Raw genomic sequence first — 21,092 nt, 5'->3', positions numbered from 1 at the left:
CTATTTTATTAATATAAAATTAACAATTAATGGTAATAGTTGCTTCTTTAAAGTTCTCTTTCAAAAACTATTGAATATGAAAGCACAACTACTTGTATTATTTTCTTTTATTTCTTTTTACGCGTTGTCGCAATCGACTATTAATATAACAACCTCTGGAGGAAATTTTCCTAACGAGAAATGGGTTAGTATAACCACAGCTGTGGATGGTGGTGGAACTCAAGTTTGGGGTCAAGGTGATGGATCGTATAGTAATGGCGCAGGATTAATAAATCAAGACATTTCTATTGCTCCAGGAACTTATTATGTAAATTGTTATGATCAATACTCTGACGGTTGGGATGGAACGACTATTTCTGTGACTGCATACGGATCGGTAATAGGTGATAACGGTGGAAATTCACCCAGCGATCCATCAACGGTTGATGTAAGTTTTAATTGGGAACCAGGGTCACCAGAATTAGAATTGGAAGCTTCTTTTCAAATCATTGTACCTGTGCCACCTTCTTGTTTAAGCCCTAGCTTATTAAGTGCAAGCGCTATAACACCAACCTCTGTAGACTTAGATTGGACTTCTGGAGGCAGCGGTGAAACTGAATGGGAATTAGAATACGGAGCTAGCGGATTTACTCAAGGAACAGGTACCATAGTATTAATTAATAGCAATCCTTATACTTTATCAGGGCTTACGGCAAATACTAATTATGATGTTTATGTAAGAGCAGTTTGTTCACCAACTGATTCAAGTGATTGGTCTTCAGTGGTAAATTTTATAACCTTGCCTACATGTATTGCTTCTTCCTCATTAACTTCTTCAAATGTAACACCAACCTCTGTAGACTTAGATTGGACTTCCGGAGGCAGCGGTGAAACTGAATGGGAATTAGAATACGGAGCTAGTGGATTTACTCAAGGAACAGGTACCATAGTGTCAACTAATAGCAACCCATACACTTTATCAGGACTTACGGCAAATACTGATTATGATGTTTATGTAAGGGCAGTATGTTCACCAACTGATTCAAGTGAATGGTCTTCAAGTGAAAGTTTCACAACTCTTTGTAGCGCTTTTAGTTTAGAATTTGACGCAGCAATACCTGCAAATCTCTCAGACAATTGTTGGAACGAAGCAGGCGATGGAACATTAGCAACTGGCCCAAGTAATTTAGGATCAGGATTATGGTATTCATCTAACTACGGTGGTACTCCTAGTAATGCTATTAATTTATATACCGACAATAGGTCAGATTGGGTGTTATCTCCTTTAATTGATGTAACGACATCCAATGCAACTGAAGTTAATATTACAGTAGCATTGACCGAAAATGGTAACAGTGGTTCTGGAGCAAGTTTAGGATCAGATGATTTAGTAGCTTTTGTGTATTCGGTTGATGGTGGTAATACGTGGGTTACGTTACAGTCTTGGACTCAAGGGAATGAACCATCTGATACGGGAGAATACCTTTCTTATGACATTTCATCTCTATCAGGACCAGTTCAATTTGCATTTTATGGAACCGATGGTAGTGTTAATGATCCAGAGGATGTTTATTTCCATTTTAGCCAGCTAAGAGTGAGAGAAACACCTGCATGTTCAGAACCTTATTCTTTAAATGGAAGTAATATAGGCTCCAATAGTATAGATTTATCATGGACAAGCGGTGGAAGCGGTGAAACTGAATGGGAATTAGAATATGGAGCTAGTGGCTTTACGCAAGGTACTGGTACTGTTGTAGTAGCTAACACCAATCCTTATACTCTATCAGGTTTAACAGCAAACACGAATTACGACGTTTATGTAAGGGCTAAATGTTCATTAACGGATACGAGTTCGTGGTCAGGCGTTTATAGTTTTACGACATCATGTTTGATTTTCAATGTACCTTTTACCGAAGGGTTTGAGTCAACAGCAACGGGAAGCACATCTTCATCGAATGCGCCAGACTGCTGGAATATGATAGATTCAGGCTCTGGTGCTGCTTATGTTTATGACAATTCTACAGTCAATGTCCAATCAGGTAATAAATCATTCCGTCTTTATAATGGTTTTAATACTACAGGGACCTATATGTTGATTTCTCCACAAATCGCTGAACTAACAACTGATGGAATTCAAGTATCATTTGGTGTAAAAGGATCAACGGGTCAAGAATTAGAAATAGGAACAATTACAGATGCTAATGACCCTGCTACCTTTACTTCTGTTGAGGTAGTAACGCTAACATCATCATCATTTGAAAATGTAACCGTGGTAATTCCAGCAGGAACAGATTCTTATATGGCAATAAAACATGGACAAACAGGTTCTTACGATAGTTATTATCTAGATGATATTTCATTTACGATGGCACCAAACTGTATCATGCCAGCGGATTTATCTGCAGCGCCTTTTTCAAGTTCTGCACAAATCACTTGGAGTGCAATAAATGGTGAAACTGAATGGGAATTAGAATACGGAGCTAGCGGATTTACTCAAGGAACAGGTGCTGTAGTAAGTGCAAATTCAAATCCTTATACTCTTTCTGGCTTAACTCCTGAAACTGATTACGATATTTATATACGTGCAGTTTGCTCTCCTACAGAAACTAGTGATTGGTCTAGTGTAGTAAGCTTTGCAACCACATGTGCGCCATTAACACCAAATACCATAGAAGATTTCTCAGTTTATTTACCGAATTGTTGGGAAGAAGCTACTGGTGAGATAGACACTTCATTGTCATTTGGATCTTCTGCATGGACAGATGATGATTACTTGAATGGGACTTCATCAAATTCAGCCAAATATAATATGTATACAAATACAACTGGACAATGGTTAATAAGCCCTTCGTACGATTTAGGCACCGGTAATAATTATGAATTAATTTTTGATATCGGAGCGACTGTATGGAATGGTACAGGTTCTGCAAGCTTCGAAGCCACTGACTCAGTTAGTCTTTTGATCTCAACAGATAACGGTGTGACCTGGTCATCTTCTAATGTGTTGCAAAATTGGTCACAAGGAACTGAACCTTCAAATAGCGGTGATTCTATTACCATTGATTTATCTTCCTATTCAGGTTTAGTTAGATTCGGTATAATAGCGAAGGCAAGTAGCGCTAGTTCGTCAGACTTTGATTTATTCGTTGATGATTTTGGAGTACAGGCAGCTAGTACAGATTATACATGGAATGGCTCATCATGGATGGGCGGTAATAACCCAGAAGGAAATATTACAGCTAATGATAACTTAATAATTCAGCCTGGATCTACTGCTGCTTTATCATCAGGAATTACAGCTGGTAATGTGACTGTCGAGTCTGGAGCATCGTTAGATGCGAGTGCAGGCGATTTAATAATTAATGGTAGCTTAGTTAATAATGGTAGTTTACTAGGTACAAATGCTATAGTCTTAAATGGTTCTAGTGCACAAGATATTTCTGGTACAGGTATCATCGATAATCTCACAATTGATAATACAAACAACGTTAATTTAAGTGGTACTCAAGATCTATTAGGAACGCTTACTGTCGCAAATGGTAATTTAACAACAAATGGAGGTTTAACCTTTAAAAGTGATGCCTCGGGCACAGCAGTTTTGGCTCCACTAGGGGCAGGAGCTTCAATAAGTGGTAACGTAAATGTAGAGCGTTATATACCTGCTTCAAATAGAGCCTTCCGTTTTGTTGGTTCATCCGTTTCTGGGGAAACAGTTTTTGATAGCTGGCAAGAATCTGGTAATAATAGTACCGGTTTTGGGGTTCATGTGACCGGAACGACAGGTACAATAGGTAGTGTAAACGCTACCTCTGGTCATGATGAAACACCAACAGGTAATCCAAGTATGTTTAAGTGGAATGATGGTACTCAGTCATGGGACGCCGTTACAAATACTAATTCAGAAATATTGAATACTGGAACCTACTATAGATTATATGTAAGAGGTGATAGAACGACTGATTTAAGTAATAATAACGCAGCTCAAACAGCCACAACATTAAGAGCTACAGGAACGCTGTATACTGGAGATATGAACATGACACCTACTATAGCAGATGGAGAATTCTTTGCCATGGCAAATCCTTATCAGGCCAAAATTGATATGGCTTCAGTTTCACCGGCTAATACTGGAGTTGATATGTATTATTGGGATCCTACATTAGGAGTAAAAGGTAATTACACTGCGATTAATATAAGTTCTGGTACTGGTACTGCAGGTACAGCTAGTAACATTTTAGACCCAGGTCAAGCTGTGTTTTTTGCTGCAGCGACTGGAGCTACTAGTTTAACAATAAGTGAGTCAGACAAGGTGACCGGTACGTCAAATCAGAATGTTTTTAGATCAAATCCATTAAACGGTTTTGTAGGAATCAAATTATTTCAAACTTCAAGATTAAATAATAATCTTTCGGAAAGTGATGGGATGTACATTCATTTTGATAACCAGCACAGTGATAATATAGACTATAATGATGCCGTTAAATTAAATGGATTAAACGCAAATATCGCCGTACAAAAAGGCATCAATAAACTTGCAGTTGAACGACGTTCACTTCCTACAGCTTCTGAAACTGTAGCTTTAAACGTATCTAATTATCAGGTTAATGATTATACTATGCAAGTTTCTATTAACGAGCTTTCAAATCTGGATGTCTTTGTTAAAGATACGTTTACAGGACAATTAACACCTGTATCTAATAACGCTACAACAAATGTATTCTTTAGTGTAGACTTTAATGATGTAAATACTATCAATCCTAACAGATTTGAACTAGTTTTTCAAACGGTTACTTTATCTACTGAAGAATCAACATTTGCTCAAGATCTAAGGTTGTATCCTAATCCTGTAAATGGAGATCAATTGCATATAGAGGTAAGTAATTCAGGTAATAATGAATTATCAGCCTTACTATTTAATAGTTTAGGACAAAAAATCAGATCTATTAATACTCATGTAACGACTAATGGAATTACAATAAGTGATTTGAGCAATTTAACAGCAGGAGTTTACTTCGTAACAGTGAGTAACGGAACAGATTCAACAACAAGAAAAATCGTCATAAAATAAAATCAAAACATGAAAGCAAAGTTATATATCACGCTTATAATACTATTAGTAAGCAACTCAATTGTAATGGCTCAACCAGGTTTTGATGACACGGTTGAAGACGTCGCTTTTATTCCTGGAATAGCACTGGCTATTGCTGCAGCATTAGGAATAGGAATAAGAAAAATTATGAAGAAAAAATAAATGTATAATTAAATCATTAAAAAAGGGCTTTCAATTTTGAAAGCCCTTTTTTTACTAATTAAACATGTTTTTTAAACTTAAGCTTTTCGCTTTTACCTTTCTTAAAAATATTGTTGCTATTATAGTGTCCAGCGCGTAGTTTTTTTTGCTCTTCCAAAGGAAGTTGGATAATGTCATTACACTCTTGACTACAACAGTTTTCATACTTTTCTTTACAGGAATCACATTGAATAAATAACAAGTGACAAGCATCATTAGCACAGTTTGTATGAGTGTCACATGGTTCGCCACATTGGTGGCAGTTAGCAATAACCTCATTACCAATCTTTTCAGACAACCTTTGGTCAAAAACGAAGTTTTTTCCTCTAAATTTATTTTCTAATCCCTTTTCTGTTACCTGTCTGTGGTACTCGATAATACCACCTTCTAATTGGTATACATCCTTAAATCCTTTGTGCTTGTAATAGGCACTGGCTTTTTCACATCTTATTCCACCAGTACAATACATTACCAGTTTTTTATCTTCTTTATGTTGCTTGATCTCGTTTTCTATAATTGGCAAGCTTTCTCTAAAAGTATCTACATCTGGAGTCCAAGCATTTTTAAAATGGCCGATTTCAGTTTCATAATGATTTCTCATATCCACAAGAATCGTATTTGGATCTTCAATAAGGGCATTAAACTGCTCGGCATTGACATGTTGACCTTTATTGGTCACATCAAAAGTCTCGTCGTTTAAGCCATCGGCAACAATTTTGTTACGCACTTTGACCTTTAGCTTTAAAAAGCTTTCGTTATCTTGTTCACGAGCGATATTTAGTCTTATATCTTTTAGGAAGTAGATATCGTCTAGAAAGTTCTTGAATTCCATAAAACGATCAGCAGGAATAGAGAGCTGCGCATTTATACCTTCATGGGCTACATAAATACGGCCTAATACTTCTAAATTGTCAAATGCGACAAAAAGATGATTTCTAAATAATTCTGGATTTCCTAATCGGGCATACTGATAGAAAGAAATCGTAAGGCGCTCTTTACCAGCCTCACGTATCATAGTTCTTCTTTCTTCAGCACTTAATTTGTTGTACAGTTGCATGCTATAAACAGTTAATAGTGTTGAGCTTGCAAAGGTATTGTTATTCTTTGAGTGAAACAAAACTCATTTTTGTAATGAAGTTCTTAGATAAAAAATAGTCTTTTAATCATTCATTTTCTCTGTTTTAATTACGCTTTCGCGAAAGCGGAATAACATAATTTAATTTACTTAAGCACTCAATTATAGTAGTTAATAATCTTATTGAATTCCAGTTGCAAATGCTTGAATCTCCCTTTATTTTTACGTAAAATATTTCAAATGGCAGACGATAAAGAAAAAGCAGCAAAATTAAAGGCGCTGAAGCTTACTCTTGATAAGCTAGATAAAGCATATGGTAAAGGTGCGGTGATGAAAATGGGAGATGTAGTGGTTGAAGAAGTAGATGCTATACCTACTGGTTCACTAGCTCTTAATTCTGCCTTGGGTGTAGGTGGTTATCCTCGTGGTAGGGTAATTGAGATTTATGGGCCAGAATCTTCTGGTAAAACAACACTTACCCTACATGCTATTGCCGAGGCGCAAAAAGCAGGTGGAATTGCAGCATTCATTGATGCAGAGCATGCTTTTGATAGATTTTATGCAGAGAAACTAGGTGTAGATCTTGATAATCTAATTATTTCTCAACCTGACCACGGAGAGCAGGCTTTGGAAATTGCCGACAACCTGATAAGATCAGGTGCTATCGATATCATTGTAGTTGACTCGGTTGCGGCCCTTACTCCAAAAAGCGAAATAGAAGGTGAGATGGGAGATAGTAAAATGGGATTACATGCTCGTTTAATGTCACAAGCTTTGAGAAAATTGACAGGTACTATTTCAAAAACTAACTGTACAGTAATTTTCATTAATCAATTACGTGAAAAAATCGGTGTGATGTTTGGAAATCCTGAAACAACAACCGGTGGTAACGCATTGAAGTTTTATGCATCAGTGCGATTAGATATAAGAAGATCTACTCAAATCAAGGACAGTTCAGGTTCTGTACTAGGTAATAAAACTAGGGTAAAAGTAGTTAAGAATAAGGTGGCACCACCTTTCCAAACTGCCGAGTTTGATATCATGTACGGTGAAGGTGTTTCTAAACTAGGAGAAATTATTGATCTAGGTGTTCAATATGAAATCGTGAAAAAAGCAGGTTCTTGGTTCTCCTATGAAGATACAAAATTAGGTCAAGGTCGTGATGCGGTTAAAACCATTTTAAAAGACAACCCAGATCTAGTCGACGAGCTTGAAGAGAAAATCATGAATGCTATTAAAGATAGTCTTTCATAACAACATTTAAATAATAGTAACTTTGTGACCAGCTGTAGATTACAGCTGGTTTTTTATTTTTTTATTTTTTCACGCAACCTTTTATATAGATATGCATCTATAGTATAGAAATGTAATTTGAATATGAAGTTGAAATCTTTACTGTTATCCCTTTTTGTTGTGTTAACTATAGTATCGTGTTCTATTGAAGATGATGGTCCACAGATAGCTTATTCTGCGGCAAAAGTGGTTGAAGTTAATATGCCAGATACCCTTGATTTTGGAACGACGCATATAGTTTCTTTAAAAATAGAAAAACCTGCAGAATGCTTTGTTTTTTCAGGATTTGAGGTGATACCTACTTTAAATGAAAGAACGGTAACACCTGTATTGGTTTATAACGCAAATGATTGTTTTGCAGAAAATAACCCTAACAACGTTATTGAGGAAGAGGTTAATCTAAACTTTATAGCTGCCAGTAACGGTAGCTATGTGTTTAAATTTTTTAACGGATTGGATGCCGATGGGTTGCCTACTTATATTGAAATGACCGTTCCTGTAAGGGAATAAATTTATAATGTGGTTCAAAAAGAGCTTATCATATCATGTGCACAAGGAGATCGCAAGGCGCAAAGAGAAGTGTATGAACGTCTAGCTAGTAAGTTATACGCTAGTACACTCAAATACGCCCCAAATCAGGAAGATGCTCAAGATATCTTGCAAGACTCTTTTATAACAATATTTAAAAAAATAGGTCAGTTTAGTCATAAGGGATCTTTTGAAGGCTGGTGTAAGAGAATAGCAATTAATGAAGCTCTTAAAAGATACAGAGGAACAAAAATTTATAAACTAGAAGACGAAGAACAAATTAAAGATGTAGAATTAGAAGTTGAAGATGATGAAAGCTTGACAATGGATGAACTTCTAGGAATGATACAAAAACTACCAGATCGTTATCGTATGGTGTTTACATTATATTCTCTAGATGGTTACAGCCACAAGGATATAGCCCAAATGATGGAGATAACGGTAGGAACATCAAAGTCTAACCTAGCTAGGGCTAGATTTCATCTTAAGGATATGATAGAAAAATGGCGTGAGAATAATAATCATAACGCCAGCTAGAAAATGGCAGATAAAAAGAACATAGATAGAATTTTTCAGGAGCGTTTCAAGGATTTTGAAGTAACGCCACCACCTGGACTTTGGGAGAATATAGAACAAAAAATACCGTCTCAAAAACCAGAAAAGAAAGGTACGCCCATCTGGATATATTGGTCTGGAATAGCAGCAGCTATTGCGATAATTGTAACAACCGTTTACTTCTCAAATCAGTTTACTGATAGTGTTGGGGTTCATAATGAGATAGTAACCACTCCAGACCTAGATCCTGACGTAGATGAAACAGAGGATAGAGCAATTTCTTATGAAGATAATAGCTCTTCTGTTTCGTCCACTCAGGATAATACCGAAGCTACAGATTCAAATACTAGTAGTCAGAGTGACAATACATCTATAAGGACCGATAACGATAACAATCAATCCATAATTAGTGATCAACAATTTAAAAATAATTCAGTTTTAAAGAAGGGTGATCGGGCAGGTGTATTGGTTAATAACTCATCCAAGTCCAGAATTAAAAAGAATTCAAAAGTTGCACAAAAAAGAGATTTACTTTCAACTGATGTAGCAAATCAAAACTTTGCTCAAAATAATCTCAATAATAATGACAAAATTAAAAATGGAATTGGTGATAAAACTAATAATCCATTAGGTCAATCAATGGCTAATAATTCTCAAGAAACACTATCTAATCAAAGTGAAGTTGAGAATAACGGCATTAAGGCAACTAAAAGCAATCTAGGAAACGACCAGTCGTTGATGGCTCACAATAAGAAATTTACTGATAGTTTGAATAAACAACGATCTCAAGAGTTGGATGCCATGCTAGCTGCTCAAAAATTAATGGAAGAGAAAAACGATTCAACGGCTACCGTATTCTCACCATCATGGCAAGGATCTAGTTTGATAGCACCAGTGTATTCAGATGTTTTATCGGGAACAGCCATAAACGATCAGGTAACTGAAAATGAAACTAATGGTAGTGTAAACTTAAGTGTAGGATTCAATGTTGCTTATAATTTTGCGCCACGATGGAGCGTGAGAACAGGTGTGCACCGCATGAGATTAAATTATGGAACACAGGATGTGGTGTACAACACAGGATTTGATTTTCTTGCAAGAGGATCTTCTAATTCAACAGGCTATGACCCTAATGCTGTGTCCACTTCAAATCAAGCTCCTAATAATGTTGATTTACTAGCCTCTAGCTTTAATCAAGAGTTTGGTGCAACCACGACATTTAATGGTATTGAAGGTGAGCTTAGACAAGATTTGGGTTATGTTGAAGTGCCGCTCGAGGTTCAATATACCCTGATAAATAGTCAGTTTAAGTTTAATGTTTTAGCTGGTTTCAGTGCGTTATTCCTAACCGATAATGTTGTGGTCATTGAAAATGAAAAAGGAATAACAACCTTAGGTGAGGATTCTAATTTTAACACCTTTAATCAAAGTGCCAATTTTGGATTGGGTCTTGACTATAATTTCAATAATAAAATAGGTGTGAGTCTAGAACCAATGTTGAAATATCAACTTAATACATTACGTACCAATTCTGAAAATTTCAGGCCGTTTGCGGTTGGAATTTATTCGGGAGTTAGATATAGATTTTAAAAGTATAATTGAGCTTTAGTTAAGTTGAAACTCGATTAATTATGCAATGATGATGAATGACCGTTTCCTGTGCCATGGAGACGGTTTTTCTTTTTTAAGACCCTTGCTCTAGTGATTGAAGAATTATTTGTCTTATGCTTTCGCGAAAGCGTACTTTATCATCCTGCAATGTCATACCAGTACTAGGTATACTAGGATGTACTATTGCTCTCATTTTTCCAGGACTTCCTTTAAAAAATTCAAATGGAAAACGCTTTTTATTATCAAATAAAGTGACAGGTAAAACAGGTATTTGATGTTCTATGGCAAGTCTAAAAGCTCCATCCTTAAAAGTGTCCAATAAAATACTTGTGTCGTCGGGAACTCCACCTTCAGGAAAAATACAAATTCCAACGCCGTCTTCCATACGTTGTCTGGCTCGATCAAATACAGCTTTGCGGCTTTTTGGGTTGCTCCTGTCTACAAGAATACAAGTGCGTTTATAGAAAAAACCAAATAAAGGGATTTTTGCGAGCTCTTTTTTACCTACAAAAACAAATGGATTTTTTGATATCAACAACATCATCATAATATCAGTCATGCTAGTGTGGTTTGCCACTAGCATATAGCTTTGATGAGGATCCATTTTGGCTAATCGTTTAATCTTTGGGAAGAATCCCATACCGTATAAAACGATGGCAGCCCACAATCTTGCAAGTTTAAAGAACCAATTGTAAGTTTTTTCAGAAATAGTAGTAAGAATTAACAATGGCATTAATACTACAATAGGAAGCCCTACTAGTACGTAGAACCACACTCGATAGACCGGCATTAATATGTAACGTACTATTTTCAAACTTTTTCAAAAATAATAAGAATTATAATGTTGAACGAGATAATGATCTCCACATTTTAACCTTAAATTCATCTAAAAGCTGGTAGGTAGTTAAGCTTATACGCTACTTTTGCAAAAAAATTCAAATTATGCAAGCTAAAACGCCATCGCAATCTTTTACAACGGTTACTGATATGGTATTACCTAGTGAAACTAATCCACTTAATAATTTATTTGGTGGTGAATTGCTGGCTCGTATGGATCGTGCGGCAAGTATTGCGGCAAGACGTCATTCTAGACGTATTGTGGTAACAGCATCGGTAAATAATGTAGCATTTAATAGAATGGTTCCTCTAGGTAGTGTTGTAACTATTGAAGCACAAGTAACTAGAGCTTTTAAAACCTCTATGGAGGTTTTTATGGATGTTTGGGTGGAGGATCGTGAGAGCGGTGAGAGAACTAAAGCAAACGAGGCAATTTATTCGTTTGTAGCAGTTGACGATACAGGTAGACCGGTTCAAATTCCAGCCATTACACCAGAAACTGAAGAGGAAAAAATGCGTTATGATGCGGCTTTAAGGCGCAAGCAATTAAGTCTAGTTCTTGCAGGTAAAATGAAAGCTGCTGATGCGACTGAACTTAAAGCCCTATTTGAAGAATAGGTAAGGCTTATTCTACAATTCCCATTTTACGCAACAGGAAGCTGGCGTTCATATTATGAGCTACTCCCGTTTTACATTTATAATCAAAATGTAATTCATCATTTACAACTTCTGCATCAAAATAGTAATTTTTAATGCTAGGATAATCGTTTGCTACCTGTGTTAGGCTTAAGTCATGTGTGGCTATAATTCCTGTTGCGCCCAGTGAATTAAGTTTTTGTACTAATTTTTGTGATCCAATAGCTTTGTCCTCACTGTTTGTTCCTTTTAAAATTTCATCTAAAACAATGAAATAAGGAAACTCTTCAATGCTATTCATAATGTATTGTAATCTCTTTAATTCACCGAAGAAGTATGAGGTGTCATCTTGTATTGAGTCTGTAGTACGCATACTGGTGATTAGTCTAATAGGAGAATATACAACATCATGAGCACAAACTGGAAGTCCGCAATTTGCCATAACGATTAGTGATGACACGGTTCTAAGAAAGGTGCTTTTTCCAGCCATGTTGGCTCCGGTAATGATGAAAAACTCGCCTTGACTTATAGATATTGGATTTCCAATCGCTTTTTCTGGATTTAATAAAGGATGTGAGGCTTTGCTAGCTTGTAAGGTAAACGGACCAGATTTGATACTAGGATAGGTAAAGGTTTGGTTATTATAGGCATAATTAGCCATACTGTTAATGGCATCTATCTCTTCAATCATACTTATCCACGTACCTACTTTTTCTTTATACTCACTTATCCAACGTTCAATGTAACTCATTTGCTTAAGATCCCATAAACCTAATGCATTTGCAATAAATCCAAACAACATGTTATGCCTTTGATCTAACCTACCTAGCGCTTGTGAAAAATCATGCATAACGCTAGATGCTTTTTTATCCTGTGTTTTAAGATTGTTTTGGATTTCTAACAGTAAAGATGATTGAAACTCTTGTTTCTCAATAAGCGCAATTAGTTTTCCATATTGAGCAAAAAAATCTTCAAGCGGTGTAATTACTTGAGCTACTTGATTCACTTTTTTAAGATAGCGCCTTGTCACTAATAGAGCAATAACAACACCTATTGAGGCTAAATAACCGTTTAAACTAGTAAAGCTATACAAAGCAATAAGCACTATGTTAACAGTGAGAATTATAGACCATCCCCATGAATAATATTTAGGTACAAATGGTTTATAGTTTGTAAACCAATGAGCAAAGTTTGTAGCACGATCTATGGAAATCAATCGTGCAGTAGCCATGTAGTTTTGCCTAAAATTAAGTTTGCCAGATAGCTCTTTAATCGCTATTTGCTTTTCAATTACACCACTAGGTTGATTGTGAGTTAGCTTTCGCGAAAGCGTAACTTCACCACCTTTTGTAGCACACCTATTTATTTGTTGAAATAATGAACCCTTACCAAATAAATCTATATCGTGTGAGTAGTCATGAGTGGGATTTTTATAAGCATCACCATCAACAAAGGAATCAAATTCACCTTGGACAGCTAAGATCTCCTTTTCATTAATTTCGATTAATAATTGATGAAAATCTTTTTGATTTTTTAAATTTTGGTGGTTCTTTACTAACCATAGAAATAGGGCGCCACCAGTACCTAAGATTAATGTTAGGACACCTATTTTACTCCAGAAATAATATACGCTTACAGCTAAGGATAGGAATAAAACTAATCTTAAAGCACTGCTCAATGATAGTTTTTTCTTTATAGCTTCTACCTTGCCTCGGTTGATTTCTATCCTTTCTTTATAGGTGTTTAATAGGTCTAATGTCATGTTTAGAGTAGCTGTAATTCTTGCTTTTGTTTTTTAGTGAGCTTATTAACTACAAGCTCATAACTATGATCGATCCACGTTAACAGTTCGTCATCGCCCATGTCTTCATTTAAATAGACTGTATTCCAATGTTTCTTGTTACTATGATAGCCACCGATGACAGTTCCCTCGTACTTTTCACGTAATTGTATAGCTTTTTCAGGATCGCATTTGAGATTAACAGCTGGCTTACCGTTTTCCCAATGTTCTAATCCTGTTAGACAATACATTTTTCCCATAACCTTAAAGACTAAGGTTACCTGATCAAATGGAAATTCTTCTGTGGTACCCTTTTTCGACAAGCAATAATCTCTAAGTTGTTCTACGTTCATGATTTAAATTTGTCTAAAAATACAAAAGCAGCTCTTTTAAAAGAGCTGCTTTTAAGTATCTAATACTTTTACTTATAGATCAAATTTTATCCCTTGCGCAAGAGGCAACTCAGTAGTGTAATTGATAGTATTAGTTTGACGACGCATGTAGACTTTCCATGCATCTGATCCAGATTCACGTCCGCCACCGGTGTCTTTTTCACCACCAAAAGCACCGCCTATTTCTGCACCGCTTGTACCGATGTTTACATTTGCTATACCACAATCAGATCCTGCGTGCGAAAGGAAGCGTTCTGCCTCTCTTAAATTATTAGTCATGATGGCACTAGAAAGACCTTGTGCAACATCATTTTGTAGCTCAATCGCGTTTTCTACTTCACCAGAATATTTAAGTAAGTAGAGTACTGGCGCAAAAGTTTCATGTTGTACAATTTCCATGTTGTTAGATGCCTCTGCAATCGCAGGTTTCACATAACAGCCGCTTTCATATCCAGCACCTGTAAGTACTCCACCTTCTACCAGAATATTTCCACCTTGTGCAACTACATCTTCAAGAGCCTTGTTATAATTAGCAACCGCATCCGTATCAATTAATGGGCCTACATGGTTATTCTCATCCAATGGGTTACCTATTTTAAGTTGTTGATACGCATCTACTATGGCGTTTTTAACAGTGTCATACATAGATTCATGAACGATTAATCTTCTTGTAGAAGTACAACGTTGACCAGCGGTTCCTACAGCACCAAAAACAGCGCCTATCACAGTCATTTTAACGTCTGCATCTGGTGTTACGATTATGGCATTATTACCACCTAATTCTAATAATGATTTACCTAAACGTTCACCTACCGTTGCAGCTACTATTCTTCCCATACGAGTAGAACCAGTGGCACTTACTAATGGCACTCGTTTATCTGTTGTCATAAACTCACCTACTTTGTAATCACCGTTAATTAAACATGAGATTCCTTCAGGTAGGTTGTTGTCTTTTAAAACTTTGGCAATGATATTTTGACAAGCTACCCCACATAAAGGAGTTTTCTCACTAGGTTTCCACACACATACATCACCACAGATCCATGCAAGGGCTGTATTCCATGCCCATACGGCAACAGGGAAATTGAAGGCACTTATAATTCCTACAATTCCTAAAGGATGGTATTGCTCATACATGCGGTGTCCTGGACGTTCACTGTGCATGGTTAATCCATGTAATTGTCTAGAAAGACCAACGGCAAAATCACAGATATCAATCATTTCCTGAACTTCACCCAATCCTTCTTGGTAAGATTTTCCCATTTCATAGGAAACTAGTTTACCTAAAGGTTCTTTAAGACGTCTAAGTTCTTCACCGAATTGACGTACTATTTCACCTCTTTGTGGTGCAGGAATAACTCTCCATTCTTTATACGCTAGTTGGGCAGCACTTGTTACTTCTTCATAAGCATCTTTTGTAGTGACAGAAACCTCACCTATAACGGCACCATCAACTGGTGAATAGGATGTGATATACTCACTACCTTTGATTGATTTTGAACCTGTAGAAGTCCCTTCATTTTTCTTATTGAGACCTAGAGCTTCTAGAGCGGTGTTGATACCAAATTCTTTGGCTATTTCAGACATGTTTTTTGATTTTAGTCTAGCTTATCAGCTAGTTTTTTAAATACTTTCTTTGGATTTTTATTGTCGTATAAAATGCTGTAAACAGCATTTAAAATAGGAGTACGAGCTCCTTTATCTTCGTTTATTTTGTACGCGCTTTTCGTTGCGTAGTAACCTTCGGCGATCATGCTCATTTCTAATTGTGCACTGCGCACTGTATATCCTTTTCCTAGCATATTACCAAACAATCGATTTCGTGAAAAAACTGAATAACCTGTTACTAGTAAGTCTCCTAAGTAGGCGCTATCGTTGATGTTACGTTTCATTTTGTGTACTTTTTTAATGAATCGTTTCATTTCACGTATAGCATTACTCATAAGAACACTTTGAAAATTATCACCATATCCCAGTCCATGAGCTATTCCAGCAGCAATAGCATAAATATTTTTAAGCATGGCGGCATATTCAGTCCCTATGATATCATCACTTATTTTACAGTTGATGTAATCACTATTAAGGCAAGTAGCTAGATGTTGCGCTTTTTCTTCATCTGCACACGCGATTGTAAGGTAGGACAACCGTTCTAGGGCAACTTCTTCGGCATGGCAAGGTCCGGTAATAACACCAATGTTTTCAAAAGGAATGTTGTAATGATCATGAAAATGTTCTCCAACAATAAGCCCTGTTTCAGGTACTATTCCTTTAATAGCACTAAAAATTATTTTGTTTTCTAATGAAACCTCTAGAGATTCCAACTCGCTGTACACAAAAGCACTAGGAATCGCAAATATGCAAATATCTGCAGCGCTCACGATTTCATTTATATCGCTAGACAAGTGCAATTGATTGTTTTTAAACTCAACTGAGCTTAAGTAATTAGGATTGTGGTCATTACGTTTAATATGTTCAATGGCATATTCACTGCGCATGTACCAATGGATAGTTTCTAGGTTCTCCGACAGCATTTTCACAATAGCCGTTGCCCAACTTCCACCACCTATTACTGCAATATTTTTTGATAATGTCATTCTACTTTTTTGGGGTATATGCAAATATAAGCAACTCAACAACAGACATACTTACACAAGTATTTTAGTTGTTATGCATGCATGATAAAACTTTATGTTCTAGATCAGATTGAAGAAAGATTCCTTAAAGCTTTTTCAAATCCTCTAATGGCATCCAGGCCTTACTACCATTTGCGAGTTGTATGTGCGCCCAATCATTGAATTCTTCAAGGACCTCAACTTTAGTTCCTTCATGAATAACAAAGCTGGTGCCAGCGCTATTTTTAGGTTCACTGCGAGTTGTGAATTCTTCTATGTAAACAATAGCAAATTGCTTTTTATCTAAATATTCACTACTGTAAAAGGCAGCAGCAGCAGTAGATAAAAACAAAATACCAGTAAGAATGAAAAGAATAAAAAACAATCTTTTTTTACTTGTAGTTCCTGCGTAAATATAAAGTACTATGAATAGTATGGTAAATAAGGCAGCAATGACACTAAAATAGGCCCATTCATCGACAGATAACGATTTTATAGTATCCTGTAAACTTCCAGATAAATTGTCTTGTGGTAAGGATTCTATAGCGTCTATTTTCATACGATTGGCAAATGCTAGATTGCTCTTAATATCTTCGTTTTCAGGGTCTAGTTCTAGGGCTTTCTCGTAATTATAAATAGCCGGACCTACCTGATTTAATTTGTAATGAGCATTAGCTAGATTAAAATAAACATCGGCACTGTGTAGACCTGTACTTAATACTTGCTCATAACCTGCAATTGCTATTTCATAATTTTCGTTAGTATATGCTTGATTCGCTTTCGCGAAAGCGGAATAAGCAGCCTCTTCTTGACTGAAAATAGGCCAAGTTAATAGGACGGTAGCTAGAAAAATTAAGGTTGTTCTCATAAAACTAGCTTTTTAATTGTTTGTCTATCAAATTAAGGACCTGACTAGCTCTTTCATAATCTTCTCTCATGCTAGCAGGAGTTGACGGCGTGTATCGTGCAAATTCACAGCTTTCTAGTAGTTTAATAAACTCTTGTTTTGTTTGAACGGTAGCACCGCGGTCTAATAAGAGTTGTCCTACATTGTTTTTAGTCATTTCACTTGTTGAAATACTAAGTTTAGATTTGAGATAATTGTGTAGGGATTTTTCTAGAGCGACATAGAATTCTTCGTGATTGCCTAAATTTTTACGAGCAGTGCTCAAGTATTTTTTACTCAATTTATTGGCGTTTCTCAATCGATTACCTACTACATCGGCAGCTCTAGATTCTTTACGTTTTTTCACTATTAAGAATAAAGGTAAAAGAAGGAAAATACCACCTAAGGTTATCCAGTATTTTGTTGAGCCAAAAAACTGTTCCTCGTTTTGTGATGTTAATTCGGTATCCGTTTTAATGAAAACAAACTGGTTGTTTTGAGTAATGACGTTTTTGTTTTCTGTGGTAGCTATAGGAGCAGCAACATCACCTTCTACTTGTAATAAAATTTCACCACTATTTAAACTTACGTAGGACTCCTTTTTGGGATCAAAATAACTAAATTCAACAGGTGGAATAACATATTTACCGCTGTATTGAGGAACTATGGTGTATTTGTCCTTAATATTTCCTCGCATTCCTGTAATTGAGGTACGTACGTTATTAATGCGTTCTGGTTCGTAAACTTCAAGACTCTTAGGTGCTTTAAGTTCTGGTAAATCCATTAATTTAAGATTTCCTACTCCACCTACTTGAACACTAGCAGTCATGCTTTCACCTGCTTCAATTTGTACTTGATCAGTTTCTACTTGAAATTCAAATTGACCTACTGCTCCATTGAAGTTTGCTGGTCTACCATCTAGTGGAAGATCTTTAACATCAATAGTACGTTTACCAGCACTGACTGTTATTTGTTCGGTGGTCATATACGGTCTACCTGTAAAACTACGTTGACCGGTAGGAACTACCACATCTACTTCTAAAGTAAGCGGTTCTATAATTAATTTACCTGTTTTTTGAGGATAGAGGATAGCTTCTCTTAATACTTTGTATCGATAAGGCTTTCCTTTATAAGTTCCTTCTTTAACTAGACTATTACGATTGTCGATATTATCACTCCAAAAGTCTGCGTATTTAGGTGAGTTAACCTCGCGCCAGTCATTTACTCCAGATGTGTTTGAAACATAAAGTTTGTATACGACCCTAATAGCTTCATTGAGATAAGGATTTGCGTTTGAAATCTCGGCAACGAGATGTACGGTCTCATCTGCTCGTGGCGAGGTGTCATTAATGTTTTTAGGTTTATTTACAGCACCAGTTACATTTATCTCTACTGTTTGAGTAGAGTATGTTTTACCCTCGTAATTCATGGTAGCTGGTTTAATATACTGTTTTCCTGTTTTATTAGGTTTTAATATATAGGTAAACGATTTTGTCATGGATCCTTTTCCATTAATCCATTGTTGTGAAAAAGATTGACTAGGTCCACCTACTACTTGAAATCCTACAAAGTTTGGCGGTGTAAAATCATTACCATTTACATTCATTTTAAATTCAACACGCATGCGCTCATTGAGTGCGATACGTTCACGACTTACGCTCGTAGTAAACTCTACTTGTGCGTGTGCCCATGCTGCTATAAAAACTAATATGTAAAACCACGTGCTTTTCATTACTTACCAGTCTTTTTCTGATTTCTTAACGGTTCCTTTGGCCTTTTTACCGTTTACTTTCTTTTGAATTTTCTTTTCCTCATTATTCATCGCCTCGAGCAACTGTTTAATTTGTTGCCTTGTCATTTTTCCTTGCTGGCGTTGAGGTGCTTGTCCTTTTTGTTCTTCTGGTGAATCATTACCGTTTTCACCTTCGCTATTTTTTCCTTGGTCATCATTCTTTTGATCACCATCATTTTTATCTTGATCTCCTTCTTTTTCGTTTTGATCTCCTTTATTATCACCATCAGACTTTTCGTCTTGATCACCTTCCTTATTCTTATCTTGTTCTTGCTCCTTTTCTTGCTGTTGGTTTTGATCATTCTCGTCATTACCGCCGCCACCGCCGCCACCTTGTTTCTCTTTTTCTTGCTTTGCAAGAGCTAGGTTGTAACGAGTTTCATCGTCGGTAGGGTCGTTACGTAATGCGTTCTTATAGGCTTCAATAGCTTTATCGTAATCTTTGTTCTCTAATAAAGTGTTACCTATATTGTGAAAAATTTTATGCTTCATTTCTTTAGAAGTAGCAGCATCTGCAGCCTTTCTAAAATAGGAGTTTGCCTCAATTTTTTTCTCGTTGTTGTAATACAGATTACCCAAATTATAAGCCGCTTGCGCATTATCTGGGTTTAATGATAGGGCTTTTTTGTATTCCGCTTCCGCGAAAGCGAAATCACCATCACTAGCAGCATCTTGAGCATCTTTTATGGCTTGCTGTTCTGCGTAATTTATGGCTGGTTCTTGTTCGTTTTGAGCCGCAGTGTAGAATGATATTAGCATGAATATCAAAACATAGGTGATATGTATACTATTATTATTCATTAAATAAATTAAGTTTTTTAATCCATCCTGTTTTTCTTTCTAAATAGAATACATCCAGTACGACAAAGAATAGGCCAAAGGCTAGAAACCATTGGAATTGTGATTCAAAATCGGCATATTGTTGTGAATCAAAAGCGACTTTGTCCAAGGTGTCTAACTCTGCCTTTAGTTTTTCAATCACTTCATTAGTTAAGGTACCATCTATATAAACACCATTACCAGCCTCTGCTATTTCTTGAAGCGTTGTCGCATTTAATTTGGTGATAACAGTTTTACCGTTTTGATCTTTTTTAAAGGATTTTACAATACCATTTTCTCGTATAGGAATGTTACTACCTTTTTGAGTTCCTACACCTATTGTTATTATGTGTAAGCCTTTTTCTGCAGCAGCCTCTGCTAGGTCAACAGAATCACCTTCATGATCCTCACCGTCACTTATGATAACTAACACTTTGGCAGCTTCACTATCATCCCCATAGTATCCTAGTGCTAGTTCTATTGCTTCATTAATTGCAGTTCCTTGACTGGATACTAGATCAGTACTTAATCCTTGTAAAAATAGTTTGGCACTACCATAGTCAGTAGTTATGGGTAACTGAGGCACGGCACTACCTGCATAGGCAATCAATCCTATACGGTCACTTGCAAGATTATTAATAATTTGTGTGACAAGTTGTTGAGATTTTTCCAATCGATTAGGCGCAATATCTTCTGCTAGCATGGATTTTGAAATATCTACCGCAAATACGATATCTACTCCTTCACGGTTAACAGTTTCTAGTCTTGTTCCTGCTTTTAAATTAACCAAGGAAAAGGCTATAAAGCCAAGCCCAAAACTTATGGTAATTACCTTGAGTAGCGGTTTAAACCACGACTTGTTGGGCATAAGGTGTGGTAATTGATGTTTTTGGGCGTACTTTTTTTGTGCTCTCAATCGCCACAAGCTTACGGCTATATAAAACACTAATAGCAATGGAATTGCTACTAATAACCAAAAATATATTTTCTCTTCAAGTACGTACATA

General features: G+C 36.3%; 17 protein-coding genes. 7 read left to right on the top strand and 10 right to left on the bottom strand.

All coding sequences use genetic code 11. The features are described 5' to 3' along the window. Positions 1-76: 76 nt before the first annotated feature. Positions 77-5,047 carry a fibronectin type III domain-containing protein gene (locus tag HCN53_RS08980; RefSeq protein WP_167342732.1) on the top strand — a complete coding sequence of 1,657 codons (4,971 nt, stop codon included), beginning with the start codon at positions 77-79 and terminating at the stop codon, positions 5,045-5,047. 9 nt (positions 5,048-5,056) lie between these two features. Beyond that, positions 5,057-5,230, top strand: a complete 174-nt coding sequence (locus tag HCN53_RS08975; RefSeq protein ID WP_167342731.1) for a hypothetical protein — start codon at positions 5,057-5,059, stop codon at positions 5,228-5,230. Between the two features lie 58 nt (positions 5,231-5,288). On the opposite strand, the gene HCN53_RS08970 is transcribed toward HCN53_RS08975, so the two are convergent. Beyond that, complete coding sequence (locus tag HCN53_RS08970; protein ID WP_060523537.1) at positions 5,289-6,326, bottom strand: rhodanese-related sulfurtransferase; 1,038 nt, start codon at positions 6,324-6,326, stop codon at positions 5,289-5,291. 258 nt (positions 6,327-6,584) lie between these two features. On the opposite strand from HCN53_RS08970, the gene recA reads away from it, so the two are divergent. From recA to HCN53_RS08950, 4 genes are all read left to right on the top strand, one after another. Beyond that, positions 6,585-7,598 (top strand): recombinase RecA, encoded by a 1,014-nt coding sequence (gene recA, locus HCN53_RS08965; protein ID WP_042276864.1) that lies wholly within the window; start codon positions 6,585-6,587, stop codon positions 7,596-7,598. Between the two features lie 123 nt (positions 7,599-7,721). Next, positions 7,722-8,147 carry a hypothetical protein gene (locus tag HCN53_RS08960; protein WP_167342730.1) on the top strand — a complete coding sequence of 142 codons (426 nt, stop codon included), beginning with the start codon at positions 7,722-7,724 and terminating at the stop codon, positions 8,145-8,147. Between the two features lie 9 nt (positions 8,148-8,156). Beyond that, positions 8,157-8,702, top strand: a complete 546-nt coding sequence (locus HCN53_RS08955) for an RNA polymerase sigma factor (protein ID WP_042276870.1) — start codon at positions 8,157-8,159, stop codon at positions 8,700-8,702. 3 nt (positions 8,703-8,705) lie between these two features. After that, positions 8,706-10,310, top strand: coding sequence for an outer membrane beta-barrel protein (locus HCN53_RS08950; protein WP_167342729.1), 1,605 nt, complete (start codon positions 8,706-8,708; stop codon positions 10,308-10,310). 94 nt (positions 10,311-10,404) lie between these two features. Here HCN53_RS08950 and HCN53_RS08945 read toward each other — a convergent pair whose 3' ends face one another. Beyond that, positions 10,405-11,145: a lysophospholipid acyltransferase family protein gene (locus tag HCN53_RS08945; protein ID WP_240919342.1), complete on the bottom strand. Its 741-nt coding sequence runs from the start codon at positions 11,143-11,145 to the stop codon at positions 10,405-10,407. A 128-nt stretch (positions 11,146-11,273) separates the two neighbouring features. On the opposite strand from HCN53_RS08945, the gene HCN53_RS08940 reads away from it, so the two are divergent. Beyond that, the gene (locus HCN53_RS08940; RefSeq protein ID WP_042276879.1) at positions 11,274-11,786 is read left to right on the top strand and encodes an acyl-CoA thioesterase; all 513 of its coding nucleotides are present in this window, start codon (positions 11,274-11,276) and stop codon (positions 11,784-11,786) included. Positions 11,787-11,793: 7 nt separating this feature from the next. Here HCN53_RS08940 and HCN53_RS08935 read toward each other — a convergent pair whose 3' ends face one another. From HCN53_RS08935 to HCN53_RS08900, 8 genes are all read right to left on the bottom strand, one after another. Next, positions 11,794-13,566: a MutS-related protein gene (locus tag HCN53_RS08935; RefSeq protein ID WP_167342728.1), complete on the bottom strand. Its 1,773-nt coding sequence runs from the start codon at positions 13,564-13,566 to the stop codon at positions 11,794-11,796. 2 nt (positions 13,567-13,568) lie between these two features. Continuing rightward, entirely contained in the window at positions 13,569-13,937 is a 369-nt protein-coding gene (locus HCN53_RS08930; RefSeq protein WP_060523542.1) for an MmcQ/YjbR family DNA-binding protein, read from the bottom strand. A 72-nt stretch (positions 13,938-14,009) separates the two neighbouring features. After that, complete coding sequence (locus HCN53_RS08925) at positions 14,010-15,563, bottom strand: aldehyde dehydrogenase family protein (RefSeq protein WP_167342727.1); 1,554 nt, start codon at positions 15,561-15,563, stop codon at positions 14,010-14,012. 11 nt (positions 15,564-15,574) lie between these two features. Further along, on the bottom strand, positions 15,575-16,570 hold the full coding sequence (locus tag HCN53_RS08920; protein ID WP_042276887.1) for an NAD(P)H-dependent glycerol-3-phosphate dehydrogenase: 996 nt from the start codon (positions 16,568-16,570) through the stop codon (positions 15,575-15,577). Positions 16,571-16,694: 124 nt separating this feature from the next. Further along, a complete protein-coding gene (locus tag HCN53_RS08915) occupies positions 16,695-17,456 on the bottom strand; it encodes a tetratricopeptide repeat protein (protein ID WP_167342726.1) in 762 nt (253 codons plus the stop codon). A gap of 4 nt (positions 17,457-17,460) precedes the next feature. After that, positions 17,461-19,206, bottom strand: a complete 1,746-nt coding sequence (locus HCN53_RS08910) for a BatD family protein (RefSeq protein WP_167342725.1) — start codon at positions 19,204-19,206, stop codon at positions 17,461-17,463. A 3-nt stretch (positions 19,207-19,209) separates the two neighbouring features. Next, positions 19,210-20,067: a tetratricopeptide repeat protein gene (locus tag HCN53_RS08905; protein ID WP_060523546.1), complete on the bottom strand. Its 858-nt coding sequence runs from the start codon at positions 20,065-20,067 to the stop codon at positions 19,210-19,212. Continuing rightward, positions 20,060-21,091 carry a VWA domain-containing protein gene (locus tag HCN53_RS08900; RefSeq protein ID WP_060523547.1) on the bottom strand — a complete coding sequence of 344 codons (1,032 nt, stop codon included), beginning with the start codon at positions 21,089-21,091 and terminating at the stop codon, positions 20,060-20,062. The genes HCN53_RS08905 and HCN53_RS08900 overlap by 8 nt, the downstream gene beginning before the upstream one ends. Position 21,092 lies beyond the last annotated feature (1 nt).

This window comes from Nonlabens sp. SY33080, assembly GCF_011784885.1.
In the GTDB taxonomy this organism is placed as follows: domain Bacteria; phylum Bacteroidota; class Bacteroidia; order Flavobacteriales; family Flavobacteriaceae; genus Nonlabens; species Nonlabens tegetincola.
Note: the sequence above shows the minus strand (reverse complement) of the source record. Positions and strands in the feature narration are given on the sequence as shown.

Bases quoted from the DNA above. Each gene is read 5' to 3' on its own strand.
- HCN53_RS08935 (WP_167342728.1), bottom strand. From the start codon at position 13,566: ATGACATTAGACCTATTAAACACCTATAAAGAAAGGATAGAAATCAAC.
- HCN53_RS08960 (WP_167342730.1), top strand. From the start codon at position 7,722: ATGAAGTTGAAATCTTTACTGTTATCCCTTTTTGTTGTGTTAACTATA.
- HCN53_RS08905 (WP_060523546.1), bottom strand. From the start codon at position 20,067: ATGAATAATAATAGTATACATATCACCTATGTTTTGATATTCATGCTA.
- HCN53_RS08930 (WP_060523542.1), bottom strand. From the start codon at position 13,937: ATGAACGTAGAACAACTTAGAGATTATTGCTTGTCGAAAAAGGGTACC.
- HCN53_RS08915 (WP_167342726.1), bottom strand. From the start codon at position 17,456: ATGAGAACAACCTTAATTTTTCTAGCTACCGTCCTATTAACTTGGCCT.
- HCN53_RS08900 (WP_060523547.1), bottom strand. From the start codon at position 21,091: ATGTACGTACTTGAAGAGAAAATATATTTTTGGTTATTAGTAGCAATT.
- HCN53_RS08970 (WP_060523537.1), bottom strand. From the start codon at position 6,326: ATGCAACTGTACAACAAATTAAGTGCTGAAGAAAGAAGAACTATGATA.
- HCN53_RS08910 (WP_167342725.1), bottom strand. From the start codon at position 19,206: ATGAAAAGCACGTGGTTTTACATATTAGTTTTTATAGCAGCATGGGCA.
- HCN53_RS08950 (WP_167342729.1), top strand. From the start codon at position 8,706: ATGGCAGATAAAAAGAACATAGATAGAATTTTTCAGGAGCGTTTCAAG.
- HCN53_RS08925 (WP_167342727.1), bottom strand. From the start codon at position 15,563: ATGTCTGAAATAGCCAAAGAATTTGGTATCAACACCGCTCTAGAAGCT.
- HCN53_RS08940 (WP_042276879.1), top strand. From the start codon at position 11,274: ATGCAAGCTAAAACGCCATCGCAATCTTTTACAACGGTTACTGATATG.
- HCN53_RS08980 (WP_167342732.1), top strand. From the start codon at position 77: ATGAAAGCACAACTACTTGTATTATTTTCTTTTATTTCTTTTTACGCG.
- HCN53_RS08920 (WP_042276887.1), bottom strand. From the start codon at position 16,570: ATGACATTATCAAAAAATATTGCAGTAATAGGTGGTGGAAGTTGGGCA.
- HCN53_RS08975 (WP_167342731.1), top strand. From the start codon at position 5,057: ATGAAAGCAAAGTTATATATCACGCTTATAATACTATTAGTAAGCAAC.
- recA (WP_042276864.1), top strand. From the start codon at position 6,585: ATGGCAGACGATAAAGAAAAAGCAGCAAAATTAAAGGCGCTGAAGCTT.